The 13,429-nt window shown below is 54.1% G+C and carries 15 protein-coding genes; 7 read left to right on the top strand and 8 right to left on the bottom strand.

Annotated features, from left to right (window positions below; all coding sequences use genetic code 11):
- Positions 1-37 precede the first annotated feature (37 nt).
- From rlmC to G6Q29_RS04500, 3 genes are all read left to right on the top strand, one after another.
- Positions 38-1,174, top strand: coding sequence for a 23S rRNA (uracil(747)-C(5))-methyltransferase RlmC (gene rlmC, locus G6Q29_RS04510; RefSeq protein ID WP_165464702.1), 1,137 nt, complete (start codon positions 38-40; stop codon positions 1,172-1,174).
- 112 nt (positions 1,175-1,286) lie between these two features.
- A complete protein-coding gene (locus tag G6Q29_RS04505; protein ID WP_165464701.1) occupies positions 1,287-1,994 on the top strand; it encodes a response regulator transcription factor in 708 nt (235 codons plus the stop codon).
- Positions 1,978-3,447 (top strand): sensor histidine kinase, encoded by a 1,470-nt coding sequence (locus G6Q29_RS04500; RefSeq protein ID WP_165464700.1) that lies wholly within the window; start codon positions 1,978-1,980, stop codon positions 3,445-3,447. The genes G6Q29_RS04505 and G6Q29_RS04500 overlap by 17 nt, the downstream gene beginning before the upstream one ends.
- A 76-nt stretch (positions 3,448-3,523) precedes the next feature.
- Here the strand turns inward: G6Q29_RS04500 and artJ are convergent, their stop codons facing one another.
- The 6 genes from artJ to G6Q29_RS04470 all read right to left on the bottom strand — a co-directional run bounded on the left by artJ (position 3,524) and on the right by G6Q29_RS04470 (position 8,049).
- Entirely contained in the window at positions 3,524-4,255 is a 732-nt protein-coding gene (artJ, locus tag G6Q29_RS04495; RefSeq protein ID WP_165464699.1) for an arginine ABC transporter substrate-binding protein ArtJ, read from the bottom strand.
- A 179-nt stretch (positions 4,256-4,434) separates the two neighbouring features.
- Positions 4,435-5,103 carry an arginine ABC transporter permease ArtM gene (artM, locus tag G6Q29_RS04490; RefSeq protein ID WP_165464698.1) on the bottom strand — a complete coding sequence of 223 codons (669 nt, stop codon included), beginning with the start codon at positions 5,101-5,103 and terminating at the stop codon, positions 4,435-4,437.
- On the bottom strand, positions 5,103-5,819 hold the full coding sequence (artQ, locus tag G6Q29_RS04485; RefSeq protein ID WP_003858367.1) for an arginine ABC transporter permease ArtQ: 717 nt from the start codon (positions 5,817-5,819) through the stop codon (positions 5,103-5,105). Before artQ ends, artM begins: the two co-directional genes overlap by 1 nt.
- A 6-nt stretch (positions 5,820-5,825) precedes the next feature.
- Positions 5,826-6,557, bottom strand: a complete 732-nt coding sequence (gene artI, locus G6Q29_RS04480) for an arginine ABC transporter substrate-binding protein ArtI (protein ID WP_165464697.1) — start codon at positions 6,555-6,557, stop codon at positions 5,826-5,828.
- A gap of 18 nt (positions 6,558-6,575) precedes the next feature.
- Positions 6,576-7,304, bottom strand: a complete 729-nt coding sequence (gene artP, locus G6Q29_RS04475; protein WP_165464696.1) for an arginine ABC transporter ATP-binding protein ArtP — start codon at positions 7,302-7,304, stop codon at positions 6,576-6,578.
- Positions 7,305-7,530: 226 nt separating this feature from the next.
- On the bottom strand, positions 7,531-8,049 hold the full coding sequence (locus G6Q29_RS04470) for a lipoprotein (RefSeq protein WP_165464695.1): 519 nt from the start codon (positions 8,047-8,049) through the stop codon (positions 7,531-7,533).
- 97 nt (positions 8,050-8,146) lie between these two features.
- Here G6Q29_RS04470 and G6Q29_RS04465 point away from each other — a divergent pair, with 97 nt between their 5' ends.
- The 3 genes from G6Q29_RS04465 (at position 8,147) to G6Q29_RS04455 (ending at position 10,188) form a co-directional block, all read left to right on the top strand.
- Positions 8,147-8,470, top strand: coding sequence for a heavy metal-binding domain-containing protein (locus tag G6Q29_RS04465; RefSeq protein ID WP_006174327.1), 324 nt, complete (start codon positions 8,147-8,149; stop codon positions 8,468-8,470).
- Complete coding sequence (locus G6Q29_RS04460; protein WP_165464694.1) at positions 8,467-9,297, top strand: N-acetylmuramoyl-L-alanine amidase; 831 nt, start codon at positions 8,467-8,469, stop codon at positions 9,295-9,297. Before G6Q29_RS04465 ends, G6Q29_RS04460 begins: the two co-directional genes overlap by 4 nt.
- Before the next feature lie 267 nt (positions 9,298-9,564).
- A complete protein-coding gene (locus tag G6Q29_RS04455; RefSeq protein ID WP_165464693.1) occupies positions 9,565-10,188 on the top strand; it encodes a helix-turn-helix domain-containing protein in 624 nt (207 codons plus the stop codon).
- On the opposite strand, the gene G6Q29_RS04450 is transcribed toward G6Q29_RS04455, so the two are convergent.
- Together G6Q29_RS04450 and G6Q29_RS04445 are read right to left on the bottom strand one after the other, a co-directional pair.
- Positions 10,185-10,823 carry a hypothetical protein gene (locus G6Q29_RS04450; RefSeq protein ID WP_165464692.1) on the bottom strand — a complete coding sequence of 213 codons (639 nt, stop codon included), beginning with the start codon at positions 10,821-10,823 and terminating at the stop codon, positions 10,185-10,187. The genes G6Q29_RS04455 and G6Q29_RS04450 overlap by 4 nt on opposite strands.
- Positions 10,823-12,385 (bottom strand): ExeA family protein, encoded by a 1,563-nt coding sequence (locus tag G6Q29_RS04445; protein WP_165464691.1) that lies wholly within the window; start codon positions 12,383-12,385, stop codon positions 10,823-10,825. The genes G6Q29_RS04450 and G6Q29_RS04445 overlap by 1 nt, the downstream gene beginning before the upstream one ends.
- Positions 12,386-12,684: 299 nt before the next feature.
- Between G6Q29_RS04445 and gspC the strand changes: the two genes are divergently transcribed.
- Positions 12,685-13,416, top strand: a complete 732-nt coding sequence (gene gspC, locus G6Q29_RS04440; protein ID WP_165464690.1) for a type II secretion system protein GspC — start codon at positions 12,685-12,687, stop codon at positions 13,414-13,416.
- The last annotated feature ends 13 nt before the right edge of the window (positions 13,417-13,429 follow it).

Genomic DNA, 13,429 nt, shown 5'->3' with positions numbered 1-13,429 from the left:
GTATAATCGCAGCCCTCGTTATTCTTAAGGTTTTCATATGCAGTGCGCACTCTATGACGCCGGACGCTGCCGCTCCTGTCAGTGGATAGAACAGCCGGTCCCTCAACAACTCACCGCCAAAATGGTCGACCTGCAACAGCTGCTGGCAGCACACGCGGTGGGCGAGTGGTGTGCACCCGTCAGCGGCCCGGAGCAGGGCTTTCGCAATAAAGCCAAAATGGTGGTCAGCGGCAGCGTCGAAAAGCCGCTGTTGGGGATGCTGCACCGCGACGGCACGCCAGAAGATCTCACCGGCTGTCCGCTGTATCCCGCCGCGTTTGAGCCAGTCTTCGCGGCACTGAAACCGTTTATTGCCCGCGCGGGGTTAACGCCCTATAACGTTGCCCGCAGGCGCGGCGAGCTGAAGTACCTACTGCTGACCGAAAGCCAGATCGACGGCGGCATGATGCTGCGCTTTGTGCTGCGTTCGGAAACCAAGCTGGAGCAGCTGCGCGCGGCGCTGCCGGGGTTACAGGAACAGCTTCCGCAGCTCAAGGTTATTACTGCAAATATTCAGCCGGTGCATATGGCGATCATGGAAGGAGAGAAAGAGATTTTCTTCACCAACCAGCATGCGCTGGCGGAGCGTTTTAACGGCGTGCCGCTGTGGATCCGTCCGCAAAGCTTCTTCCAGACTAACCCCACCGTCGCCAGCGCGCTGTACGCCGCCGCGCGCGACTGGGTGCGTGCGTTACAGGTTCATCACATGTGGGATCTGTTCTGCGGCGTCGGCGGATTCGGCCTGCACTGTGCCACGCCAGACATGCAGCTCACCGGCATTGAGATTTCTGCCGAGGCTATCGCCTGCGCGAAACAGTCCGCCGCGGAGCTGGGGCTGACGAATCTGCACTTCCAGGCGCTGGATTCCACGCAGTTCGCCACCGGGCAGGGCAACGTGCCGGCGCTGGTGCTGGTCAATCCGCCGCGCCGGGGAATTGGCAAAGCCCTGTGCGACTACCTGAGCCGGATGGCGCCAGAGTTCATCGTCTACTCCAGCTGTAACGCGCAGACCATGGCGAAGGATATCGCCAGCCTGCCTGGCTACCGCATTGCGCGCGTTCAGCTTTTCGATATGTTCCCGCATACTGCCCATTATGAAGTGCTGACGTTGTTAACCAAAGCGCAGGCCGGGTAAGGTGAAGCCGCCACCCGGCATGAACCCTGCATAATGTTCAACAAAATGTGAACTCTTTGACCCTGTGAAATCGGGTAAGCTTAAGCCATGAGAAACCAATAAAGGCTTACCCATGAAGCAGATCCTGCTGGTAGAAGATGACCACGATATCGCGGCGCTTCTGCGACTCAATTTAGAAGACGAAGGCTACGCCATCACCCACGAATCCGACGGGGACACTGCCTTACAGCGTCTTGATACACAGACGTGGGATGCAGTGATCCTCGATCTGATGCTGCCGAACGTTGATGGTCTGGAGATTTGCCGCCGTATCCGCCAGATGACCCGCTACCTGCCCATTATCATCATTAGCGCCCGCAGCAGTGAAACTGACCGTATTACCGGCCTGGAAACCGGGGCGGATGATTATCTGGCCAAACCTTTCTCGGTGCAGGAGCTGATCGCCCGCATTAAGGCGCTGTTTCGCCGTCAGCAGGCGATGGGCCAGGCGCAGACGGACGGCATTATTCAGGCGCACGGTCTGACTATCGACCCGCTGGCGCGCACCGTGCGTCTTAACGGTCAACACGTCGATCTCACCCCGCGTGAATTTGAACTGCTCTATTTCTTTGCCCGCCATCCCGGTGAGGTTTTTTCGCGGCTGGCACTGCTTGAGCAGGTGTGGGGGTATCAGCACGAAGGCTACGAACACACCGTCAACACCCACATTAACCGACTGCGCATTAAAATAGAGAAAGATGCCGCCGAGCCTGAGATCGTTCGCACCGTCTGGGGCAAAGGCTACAAATTTGCGGAGCAGAATCATGATGCGTCGCTTTAGCCTGAGCCAGCGCCTCACGCTGCTGTTTACGGTGTTACTGCTGCTCTGCGCCACCGTCGCCTGTGCGGTGCAGCTCTACAGCAGCATGCAGTATGGTAACGCGATGGTGCAGCGGCTCTCCGGCGGGCTGGCGCAGCAGATTGTGCAGCGGGAAGCGATTCTGGATGCGCAGGGCAGGGTGGATCGCAGCGCCTTAAAACCGCTGTTCGACCGGCTGATGACCTTTAATCCGAGCGTCGAGCTGTATGTTGTCTCCCCAGATGGCGATATCCTGGCCGATGCCGCCCCGCCGGGGCACATTCAGCGGCAAAAAATTGACCTCGCGCCGATACAGAATTTCCTCAGCGGGACGGTGATGCCGGTGTTTGGCGATGACCCCCGAAGTCAGAATAAAAAAGTCTTCAGCGCCACCCCGCTGCGGCAGGATGGTGAGCTGAAGGGATATTTGTACATTATTTTGCAGGGGGAGGAGTCCAACGCGCTGGCGGAGATGGCCTGGCACAAGGCGCTCTGGAGCACGGCGCTGTGGTCGATGCTGCTGGTGGCGCTGTTTGGTCTGCTGGCGGGGTTACTGCTCTGGTACTGGGTGACGCGCCCGGTGAAACAACTCACGCTGGACGTGGCCGGGCTGGAGCAGGACAGCATCAGCGCAATTAAGCAGCTGGCGGCCCAGTCGCTCGAGCCTGCCGGCAAGGATGAAGTGGCGATCCTGCGCAACACGTTTATCGAACTGGCGCGCAAAATCACCTCGCAGTGGGATCGGCTGGCCGACAGCGACCGCCAGCGCCGGGAGTTTATCGCCAACATTTCGCACGACTTACGCACTCCGCTGACGTCGCTGCTGGGTTATCTGGAAACGCTTTCGCTGAAATCCGCCACGCTGTCGCCGCAGGAGCATCAGCAGTACCTCGCTACCGCGCTGCGTCAGGGGCAAAAGGTGCGCCATCTGTCGCAGCAGCTGTTCGAGCTGGCGCGCCTTGAGCACGGCGGCATCAAACCCCAGCGCGAGCGATTTGCCATGGCTGAACTGATTTCCGACGTGGCGCAGAAGTTTGAACTTACCGCCCGCACGCGCGAATTAAACCTGCACATTGACGTGCCGGGTCCGCTTCCGCTGGTGAATGCTGATGTTTCCATGATTGAACGGGTGGTGACGAATCTGCTGGATAACGCGATACGCCATACGCCAGCAGGCGGAGACATTCGTCTGGCGGTATGGCAGGAGAACGACCGGTTGCAGGTTGAAGTGGCTGACAGCGGAACGGGCGTTGATGGCGCGCTACGGGACGATCTGTTCCAGCGACCGTCAGCGTTAAGTCCGCAGGCCTCGCGCGAGCACCGGGGTGGGTTAGGGCTGTTAATCGTGAAAAGAATGCTGGAGCTGCACGGCGGGGGGATCAGGCTGATGGAGTCCGTGAGCGGGGCGCGGTTCAGGTTCTTTGTGCCGTTATGAGAAATTGTCGGGCGGCGCTGCGCTTATCCGGCCTACAGACCACCCCCCGCAGGCCAGACCACCCGACAAAAAGAGATTACTGCGGGAACCACTGCTCGCTGATTTTCTGGTATGTGCCGTCAGCTTTGATCGCTTTCAGCGCGCCGTTCAATTTTTCCAGCAGGGCCTTGTTATCCGGACGCACGGCAATGCCCAGGCCGGTGCCGAAGTACTGCGGATCGGTCACTTTATCCGTCGCTGTACCCAGCTGCGGGTTGGTTTTCAGCCACTCATTCACGACCGCGGTGTCGCCAAATACGCCGTCGATACGGCCATTTTTCAGGTCGATAATTGCGTTCTGATAGCTGTCGTAGGCCACGGTTTTCACTTCAGGATGCTTGTCCTGGAGGTATTTCTGGTGCGTGGTGCCATTTTCCATGCCGATGCGCTTGCCTTTCAGCTCGTCGAAAGATTTATAAGCTCCTTTCTTCGCAATCACCACCGCAGAGTTCGCGTAGTACGGGTCGGTGAACGCGACCTGCTTGCTGCGCTCTGGCGTGATGTCCATGCCGGAGATCACCGCGTCGTACTTTTTAAATTTCAGGGACGGGATCAGACTGTCAAATGCGTGGTTAGTAAAGGTGCAGTCGGCCTGCATCTGCTTGCACAGCGCTTTCGCCAGGTCGATGTCGAAGCCGACGATCTGGTTGCTGGCATCCAGCGATTCAAACGGCGGATAGGTGGCAGAAACGCCGAAATTGATTTTATCTGCGGCGGATGCGCCAGCGGCGAAGGTTGCGAGTAATGCGGCCAGAACTAACTTTTTCATTGTAATGCTCCCGTCTGTCTATCTTGTCGTTATGCGCCGTGTCTGCGGCATGGATGTACAATGCCACTTAATGAATTTATATGCAATAAATATGATTAAATATTATTTAAAGCATAAAAAAATGCGGATAACCCATCAGGTTACCCGCACTACAAAAATAGATTTATGCATTAAGTCGATTAATTTCTGCGCTCAAACGCCAGCGCTTTACGCTCGATAAGACGCATCATCAGCGTCAGCAGGCCGTTAACCACAAGATAGACCAGACCCGCCGCACCAAACACCATCACGTCGTAGGTGCGTCCGTACAGCAGCTGCCCGTGGCCCATTACTTCCATAAGAGTGATGGTGTAGGCCAGAGAGGTGCTTTTGAATACCAGGACGACCTCGTTCGAATACGAGGACAGCGCGCGCTTAAACGCGTAGGGCAGCAGGATCGCCAGCGTATCCTTCTTGCTCATGCCCAGCGCACCGCAGGACTGCCACTGGCCTTCCGGGATCGCGCGGATCGCACCGTAAAACAGCTGCGTGGTATAGGCCGCGCTGTTCAGGGAGAGGGCAATCAGGGCGCAGAGCCAGGGCTCAGAGAGCAGGTGCCAGATAACCGGATAGTCCTGTAACGACGGGAACTGCCCCGGGCCGTAGTAAATCAGGAAGATCTGCACCAGCAGCGGCGTACCGGTAAAGAGCGTAATGTAGCCACGTACAATCCACACCAGCACCGGCGTTTTCAGCGTCAGGACGATGGTGAAGATCAGCGCCAGGATCAGCGCCACGATGATAGACGCGACGGTCAGCGTCAGGCTGGTGTGCAGCCCTTTCATCAGTTCGGGTAAATAGTCCAGCATCAGCCTGGTCTCCGTTCAAAACGCGTTGCGCGCAGATCAATACGCTTCAGAACGTACTGGCTCAGCAACGTGATCACCAGGTAGATAGCCGCCGCGACGATGTACCAGGTAAACGGCTCCTGCGTACGGGTGGCGATACTTTTGGTTTGCAGCATCAAATCGTTCACGCTGATCAGGCTCACCAGCGCGGTATCTTTCAGCAGTACCAGCCACTGGTTACCCAACCCTGGCAGGGCATGACGCCACATCTGCGGCATCACGAGGCGGAAGAAGATCGCCGCTTTCGACAGGCCCAGCGCCTGGCCGGATTCCCATTGACCCTGCGGCACCGCTTTCAGCGCGCCGCGCAGCGTTTGTGACGCATAGGCCGAATAGAGCAGGGAGAGCGCAATCACGCCGCACAGGAACGGGCTGACGTCGAAGTTCTCAATCTGCATCTGCACCGGGATCTGCGCAAAGCCGAGATTAATCGTGAAGCCGTCCGACAGCGTTAACAGCAGCTGTGAGGAGCCGAAATAGATAAACAGGACCACCAGAATTTCCGGCAGCCCACGCAGCACAGTCACCAGCGCTGAACCGAGCCATGCGACAGGGCGCCACTTAACGGACTCCCATACCGCAAAGAACATCGCCAGTACCAGGCCGATAATCAGTGCACAAACGGCAAGGCCGACGGTCATCCCGGCGGCGCTTGCTAAAGGAAAAATTTCATTCATCAGGAATTACTTCTGGAACCATTTTTTATAGATGGTTTCGTAGGTGCCGTCTTTCTTCACTTTTTCCAGCGCAGCGTTGAATTTCTGCTGCAACTCGGTGTTGCCCTGACGTACGGCAATACCCAGACCTGTACCGAAGTAGTCTTTATCGGTCACCTTGTCACCCACGGCGGCCAGCTTGTCGTTCGCTTTCAGCCATTCAGTCACGACAGCCGTGTCCCCGAACACCGCATCGATACGACCGTTTTGCAGGTCCAGCTTCGCATTCTGGTAGCTGTCATACGGCACGGTGGTGATTTCCGGATGCTTATCCATGATGAACTTCTGGTGCGTGGTGCCGTTCTGCACGCCGACTTTCTTGCCTTTCAGCAGGTCAACGGAGGCGTATTTACCTTTCTGACCAATAAACAGCGCCGAGTTGTCGTAGTAAGGGGTGGTGAACAGCACCTGCTTTTCACGCTCAGGGGTAATGTCCATACCGGCCATCACGGCGTCGATACGGCGGAACTTCAGGCTTGGGATCAGGCTGTCGAACGCCTGGTTACTGAAGGTACAGGTCGCGTCGATCTCTTTACACAGGGCATTTGCCAGATCCACGTCGAAGCCAACAATATTGTTGTTCGCATCAATGGATTCAAACGGAGGGTAGGACGCTTCAGTGGCGAAACGGATGGTCTGGGCTGCGGTAGCGGAAAGGCTGACGCTAGCAAGCAGCGCGGCAATCAATACTTTTTTCATTATAATTTCCCTAACACATCAGTGAGATAAGTAGTTTTTGAAGGCATCGGTTTGCGGGTTAGTGAAGCAGCTCGCATCACCCTGCTCAACGATATACCCGTTTTCCATGTAGACCACGCGGCTGGCGGTTTTACGCGCCACTTCCACTTCGTGGGTCACGATGACCTGGGTAATGTTGGTTTCCGCCAGCTCACGAATGATACTCACGATCTGGGCAGTAATTTCCGGATCCAGCGCCGCGGTTGGCTCATCGAACAGCAGCACCGCTGGCTCCATCATCAGCGCACGGGCAATCGCCACACGCTGCTGCTGACCGCCAGAGAGGTGTAAAGGATAACGGTCGCTGTACGGCTTCAGACGCAGACGTTCCAGCAGCTTTTCAGCACGCGCCATCGCCTGATCTTTGCTTAAACCAAGCACGCGGCACGGCGCTTCAATCAGGTTTTGCACCACCGTCAGATGCGGCCAGAGATTATATTGCTGAAAGACCATGCCCACGTTTTGACGCAGTTCACGAATCGCTTTATCAGAGGGGCGTTTCGCGAAGTCAAAATGGTTGCCGGCGATGGCCAGCGTCCCCGAACGGGGCATTTCAAGCAGATTAAGGACACGCAGAAGGGAGCTTTTTCCCGCGCCACTTGGGCCAAGCAAAACCAGCGTTTCGCCCTCCGGGCAACTCAGCGTAATGTCGAACAGCGCCTGGTGTGCGCCGTAGAAGCAGTTAATGCCGTTTAGTTTAATACTCATCGGGGCAGTCTTTACTCATCCAGGCAATCTATAGCAATTGAGGCCGCAGATAGTACCGTTGACAGAATAGTTATGCAATATTTCTGCGTTAAAAGTTAAATATAACCCGTATTTCCTCTTAAACATAGCACAAAATAGTGAAGGGAAAGTGGGGTGAGTATAAATGTCGGCATTCCGCATGAAATGCCGGACATTTTACGGGGTTAACGTTTATTTAACGGATGCGTTAGCGGTTTTCAATCGACTGGCGAAGGGTACCCGCAGGGGCATGAACGCTGCCGCCAATATAGCGCACATCGTCTACTGCCCAGCACTGGCCTTCACGAATCATTAGCACCTCATCCTGCCAGGTTTGCGTCCCCTGGGTCAGCTTCACGCGCAGAGGAATGTTGCGTGCGTCGGTATTCGGGATGGTGGACGCGCTGGCGACGTCGGCGCTATCCGGCAGCGTGGCGCGGCTGGAGAACGGATCGGATGACAGCAGCGCGTTATGCTGCGGATCGCGCGAAGCGTCAGCGAGCAGTTTCGCCAGATTATCGCTCAGGTACGGGCGCAGGGCAGTCAGGTCATTACCGCGATGCTGAATACGGTAATCATAAAATTGTTGCGCCACGGCGTCCGGGCCGCCCTCAATACACGGGCCGCTGCGGGTTCCGATATCCTTAAAGGCTGGCGTGACCGGCGTTGTGCAGGCGCTGAGCACCAGCGCGCATGGCACTAAAAGCGTTAAAGCAGAGTAGCGCATGTTGATTTCCTTATTTATTAACTATCCTTTCAATCATAGCGTAACGAACCGATAATGCTGTTGCTAACGCATTGAACGCTAAAGAAGGAGAGAAAGTATGCAGTTTTCAACAACGCCAACCCTGGAAGGACAACCTATTACCGAGTACTGCGGCGTGGTGACCGGCGAAGCGATTCTGGGCGCCAATATCTTCCGCGACTTCTTTGCCGGGATTCGGGACATCGTCGGCGGACGTTCCGGCGCGTACGAAAAAGAGCTGCGTAAGGCCCGCGAAATTGCGTTTAAAGAGCTGGGCGAGCAGGCCAAAGCGCTGGGTGCGGATGCGGTGGTGGGCATAGATATTGACTACGAAACGGTCGGGAAAGATGCCAGCATGCTGATGGTGAGCGTAAGCGGCACGGCGGTGAAAACCCGCCGATGAAGCGTTCGCTTTCACCCCTCCTGCTGGCATTACTGCTGGCAGGATGCGCCCAGGAAAAAGGCATTGTTGATAAAGGCGCGTACGAGCTGGATACGCGCCATCAGGCGCAGGCGGCCTATCCGCGTATAAAGGTGCTGGTGATCCACTACACCGCTGACGATTTCGATACTTCGCTTGCGACGTTAACCGATAAAAATGTCAGTTCGCATTATCTTATCCCCGCCCATCCACCCGCACCCGACGGCAAACCGCGTATCTGGCAGCTGGTGCCGGAGAGCGAGCTGGCCTGGCATGCGGGCATCAGCTTCTGGCGTGGTACTAACCGTATAAATGACACGTCCGTTGGCATTGAGCTGGAAAATCGCGGCTGGCGGAAAATGCATGGCGTGAAAACCTTCGCCCCCTTTGAACCGACGCAAATTGCGGCGCTGATCCCGCTCGCCAGAGACATCATCGCCCGCTACGACATCAAGCCGCAGAACGTGGTGGCGCATTCGGATATCGCCCCGCAGCGTAAAGACGATCCTGGCCCGCTGTTCCCGTGGCATGAACTGGCGCAACAGGGTATCGGCGCGTGGCCCGATGCGGCACGCGTAAACTTCTATATCAACGGACGGCCGCGTTATCGGCAGGTCGATACGGCGGTGTTGCTCGACCTGCTGTCGCGCTACGGCTATGACGTTCCCGAGGATGCTACGCCAGCGCAGCAGCAACGTATCATCATGGTCTTCCAGATGCATTTTCGTCCCCAATTATGGAACGGCATAGCAGATGTAGAAACGATGGCGATTGCCGAAGCACTTTTAGAAAAATACGGGCAGAATTAATCCATTTTAATACCTCATAGGGAGTATTTTTCTCTGATTTCCTATGAGATTAATCTTAAGTACAAAATCAATTAACTTTTAGTAAATTGACTTAAAATTATCCGGATTTAAGATAGACACATAGCTTGCTAATCATTCTGGCAAATAAATTAATAGCTTCACTTTTTTGTTTTTATTTTTGATTTTTCCACCAGGAAGGACTTTATGGTTCTGCGCACATGCCGTGGCCATCTTTTTTTATAATCATATCTTAAATCGGGTATAACAATGTTAAGCATCTATGCAAAAAAATTACGTCCGCAACATGAAATGGAAAAAATCATTTCAGCAACTTCAGTCTTTGAAGAAAAAACATTAAAGAAATGGCAAAAAATTTCCACTGCTGATACCGGGTATATTCATATTATTGTCAGCGGCGAAGTGGAATTTCGACGTGAATCTGACGAACTGTGCATGTTTACCGTCACCGGGCATTGCATCTTTGGCCTCTCATCTATGTATTACAACGCCACCCATATGTATGGCCTTGTCAGGGCGAATACCATTGTTCGCTCAGTCAGAAAGGAGGAATTCGCCAGACTGATGACCGAAAAAAACTTATGGCCAGAACTGACCAAAGTCCTGTCCTGGTATATTTGCATGCTAAGCAAGCGTGATGATGTTCTGGTTGCCCGCAGTGCATATTCCGTAGTTCGCGAATTTTTATACGAGATTAATGATCTGATTGTTCATCATCAACGTGATATTAACGTTTACGATTACATTCAGGAATACACTAACCTGGCGCGTAGTACCATTATTAAAATCCTGTCCGACCTTAAAAAAGGTCAGTATATTGTGGTTGAAAAAGGGCGACTGCTCAACCTCACCACGCTTCCAGAAAAATACTAATCCTGCTCCAGCTGTTCTTCTTTAATATTTAAGGAGGAACGGCTATGTTCATTATTTTTTAAGCTGGTCTGAGGATTATCCTGCGTTTCGTCAACCGGCGGCTCGGGTATTTTGCCTTGCGAATAATCTCGTTCCTGTTCTTTTAACGCCTGCTTAAATAACTCCTTTAATGACGTGTCATCCTGGTCAGCGCTGGCGGAAGGCATTTCCTGCTCGTTCGCCTCGGTTCCCGGTAAGGTATCCCGCGAGGTGTCATGCGGCACTGCGCCGTCGGGCGCTTGCTGCCAGTCGGCATCTTCGCTGTTAATAGGCAGATCCTGCATCGGTGGAACATCCACATGCATCGGCGCGGGCGCGGGATGTGGATGTGGGAACGGTTTACTCACATACACATAATGCATATCGGAAAGCTGCGTTTCCGGTTTCGCAACGCTGGCTTTTACCGGTTCAGGCGCCGGATGGCGCAAGTTCCAGTAGATATGCGCATACAGGCCGGTAACCAGCATGGCGCAAAGCCCGACCATCCATAACAGGCTGTTGCCGAACACGGTTTTCAGGCTGGGAAGGCGGTACGAAAACCAGACCGCTTCCCCGGTTGTGTAGCTGCGCTGGGCCGCAAGACAGATGGTAGACATTAGGCTTTCTTCTCCTGCGTGTTCGCGTCCGTTTTAGTCTGGTTGGCCTGGATCAATACGCCTGGCGTACTGTTGGTTACGCGCATTAACTGCATCAGCGTATCTTCTCCAGGAATGCCATCCACGGGTAGATTTATTTTTTGCTGGAACTCGCGGGTGCGTTTCATCATCTCCGCGGTCCAGGTTCGGGCATGCGTTTCAGGCTTGCCCAGCGCCAGGCTTAATTGCCGATCCAGCCAGGCCATGTCTTTACTGTCGCTGGCCGCGCCGATCGCGTCCTTACCTTCCGGTGTCAGACGGTGTAACTGGGTGAAGTTGCCAGTGGCATGCCGGTTAAACCAGCTGCGGCTCACCTGCCAGGTGCGGTTATTCATTAACAGGTCAATCGAGTGGTCGCCCACTCGGGCGACCACCGCATAGTTAAGATGACCGCCTGTTTTTAGCTCACTCACCCACGGGTAACCTTCTTTCGCCAGCGTATCCGGCGATGTGTTCCCCTGTTTACACATCAGGTTCACTTTCGCGGCGTTCTCACAAAGCGCATCTTCGATCGAGGCGTCATATCCCCACATGAGATAAAGCTGGTGCATCGCATCCGGCTGATTCACCATTTCGTTGTCGATTACCGGCACCACGGGCGCTTCGGCTTTTGGCACCTGCTGTTTCCAGCTGACCGGCACCGGCAGCTGGATCGGAAGGCGCACGCTGATCGACGAGGTTAAATACCAGCCGCAGGCGGCAAACAGCACGGACGCAAACAGCCCCACGGTCGCCAGGCGCTTACCGTGTTTTTTCGCGGGCAGGATCTCTCCCGCCGCCAGACGTAAATGTCGTGGGCTGACCTGCGCCGCGCGTTCCGTCCAGGCGGCGAGCATTGACAAATGTGCCAGCGCGTTCAGTTTGCTGATGTTGCCTTTGGTCAGGGTGTGCATTTTGCGCACGCGGGCCGGTGGTAACGGCGAGTTCTCACAGCCGTGTTCTTCGCACTGCGCCTGAACGTAACTCAGGTATTCGCGGCAGGTCAGAGGGCGCAGGACATGATGCGTGTGCGTATATTCGCGCAGTTCCGGTTGCTTTAGCAGGATTTCCTGATCTGCACTGCCCGTGAGTACCACGGAGAATCGGAAGTTCAGCTCCTGGGCGCGCGTGAGAAGCGTACCTAATACCTCACGGCAGCTCTCTTTCATAGCTTCGGAATGGGCGATTGTCAGCACTCTGGATTTTTCTTTCCCCTCCTGCCACTGGCGCAGGACGGTATCCACCGCCTGAATGCGATTTTTAATCGCTTTCGTTCCCGGGTTGAGTTTGTACAGCAGGCTACTGGCACTCAGTTTGGGAAACGCATTGATGGCAAGGACGGTATTGTCATTGGCTTTCAGCGCATCGCTGAACTGGCCCAGAAGGGGAGCGTCGTCGCAAAACAGCCCGATAATTCCCGCCAGCTGGGTTTTCTCTTTCAGCAGGTTGAACACGTCCTGATGATAAGGCACCAGAAAATCACCGGATAAACGGGTGATTGTTCTGAATGGCGGATTTTTAAAATTAAAGTGGCTCTGATACATAACGACTTACCGTCTCTGATTGGAATAGCAACAGCAGCAGAAGGTAAGGTAATGACCCTGAACGGTCAATTTGCAGTCAGGGTAAAAATATCCAGCAGGCCGTGTCTAACATCTGGATTTTATACGGTCAATATTTTTCTTTATGAAAGTTAGTGGCGAAGTCAGTGGTCGCCTTTGCACCTGTTAATTACTATTTTCCTCCATATTGGCGCAGTATGACGCTGCTTATTTTTGCTTTGCTATAGGCCGGATTAAAAATGAGGTTCTCATTTCTGTCACGGTGGATAATGCCTTGCTTTATGTTTGTGCTGCTCATCTTTTGCGGCCAGCAGGGATATCTCACCTTAAAAGATTATAAAAAAGTTACGAATAAGCGGGCTGATTCTGATGAACAGCAGCTGAAAGCGTCGCGTAATAAAAAAACCTTTGCGCTCTTTACGGCTGCCGTTCGTCAGGACAATTTACCGGCAGCGGTGAAAGCACCGCTGGCGGCGGAAATCGAAGGCATTGTCAGAAGCGATGATTCCTGGCTCTCCTTCGCCGTCATTAAAACGCCTGGCGGCCAGAGAAGCTATCGTGAAGGTGAACCGCTTACCGGTTTTAACGACGCATTTATTCAGGAAATTAATAAAGATAATGTGGTGGTTAATTATGAAGGTGCTACGCAGGTACTGGCATTAAAGCAGCCAGACTATTTTAAAGGCGGCGTGGATAGCGGCCCGGTAACGAAATCGTCAAAAGATGCAGGCGCTGACAGCGTGCATCTTGATGATTATCTGGTGTTAAAACCAATACTCGAAAAGGGCCATCTGGAAGGCTACAGGATAAACCCAAGGAATGCTTCGGCCTTTTACAGCCAGTCTGGTCTGGAAAAAGGAGACGTTGCGGTAAAAGTTAATTCTGTCGATATGACGGATGAAGCAAAAGCAAAAAGTATTATTGCTAACTGGTCGAAAATGAAAGAAGCGGAGGTCGTCGTCCGACGTCACGCTCACCTTGAAAATATTCGGGTTAATGTTCTAAACAATTAACAAGTGTACAGAC

The organism is Enterobacter cloacae (assembly GCF_011078175.1).
Taxonomy (GTDB): domain Bacteria; phylum Pseudomonadota; class Gammaproteobacteria; order Enterobacterales; family Enterobacteriaceae; genus Enterobacter; species Enterobacter cloacae_Q.
This window is presented reverse-complemented; position numbering and strand designations above follow the sequence as displayed.

Excerpts from the sequence above, each read along its gene's own strand:
- rlmC (WP_165464702.1), top strand. The coding sequence starts at position 38 with ATGCAGTGCGCACTCTATGACGCCGGACGCTGCCGCTCCTGTCAGTGG.
- G6Q29_RS04505 (WP_165464701.1), top strand. The coding sequence starts at position 1,287 with ATGAAGCAGATCCTGCTGGTAGAAGATGACCACGATATCGCGGCGCTT.
- G6Q29_RS04500 (WP_165464700.1), top strand. The coding sequence starts at position 1,978 with ATGATGCGTCGCTTTAGCCTGAGCCAGCGCCTCACGCTGCTGTTTACG.
- artJ (WP_165464699.1), bottom strand. The coding sequence starts at position 4,255 with ATGAAAAAGTTAGTTCTGGCCGCATTACTCGCAACCTTCGCCGCTGGC.
- artM (WP_165464698.1), bottom strand. The coding sequence starts at position 5,103 with ATGCTGGACTATTTACCCGAACTGATGAAAGGGCTGCACACCAGCCTG.
- artQ (WP_003858367.1), bottom strand. The coding sequence starts at position 5,819 with ATGAATGAAATTTTTCCTTTAGCAAGCGCCGCCGGGATGACCGTCGGC.
- artI (WP_165464697.1), bottom strand. The coding sequence starts at position 6,557 with ATGAAAAAAGTATTGATTGCCGCGCTGCTTGCTAGCGTCAGCCTTTCC.
- artP (WP_165464696.1), bottom strand. The coding sequence starts at position 7,304 with ATGAGTATTAAACTAAACGGCATTAACTGCTTCTACGGCGCACACCAG.
- G6Q29_RS04470 (WP_165464695.1), bottom strand. The coding sequence starts at position 8,049 with ATGCGCTACTCTGCTTTAACGCTTTTAGTGCCATGCGCGCTGGTGCTC.
- G6Q29_RS04465 (WP_006174327.1), top strand. The coding sequence starts at position 8,147 with ATGCAGTTTTCAACAACGCCAACCCTGGAAGGACAACCTATTACCGAG.
- G6Q29_RS04460 (WP_165464694.1), top strand. The coding sequence starts at position 8,467 with ATGAAGCGTTCGCTTTCACCCCTCCTGCTGGCATTACTGCTGGCAGGA.
- G6Q29_RS04455 (WP_165464693.1), top strand. The coding sequence starts at position 9,565 with ATGTTAAGCATCTATGCAAAAAAATTACGTCCGCAACATGAAATGGAA.
- G6Q29_RS04450 (WP_165464692.1), bottom strand. The coding sequence starts at position 10,823 with ATGTCTACCATCTGTCTTGCGGCCCAGCGCAGCTACACAACCGGGGAA.
- G6Q29_RS04445 (WP_165464691.1), bottom strand. The coding sequence starts at position 12,385 with ATGTATCAGAGCCACTTTAATTTTAAAAATCCGCCATTCAGAACAATC.
- gspC (WP_165464690.1), top strand. The coding sequence starts at position 12,685 with ATGTTTGTGCTGCTCATCTTTTGCGGCCAGCAGGGATATCTCACCTTA.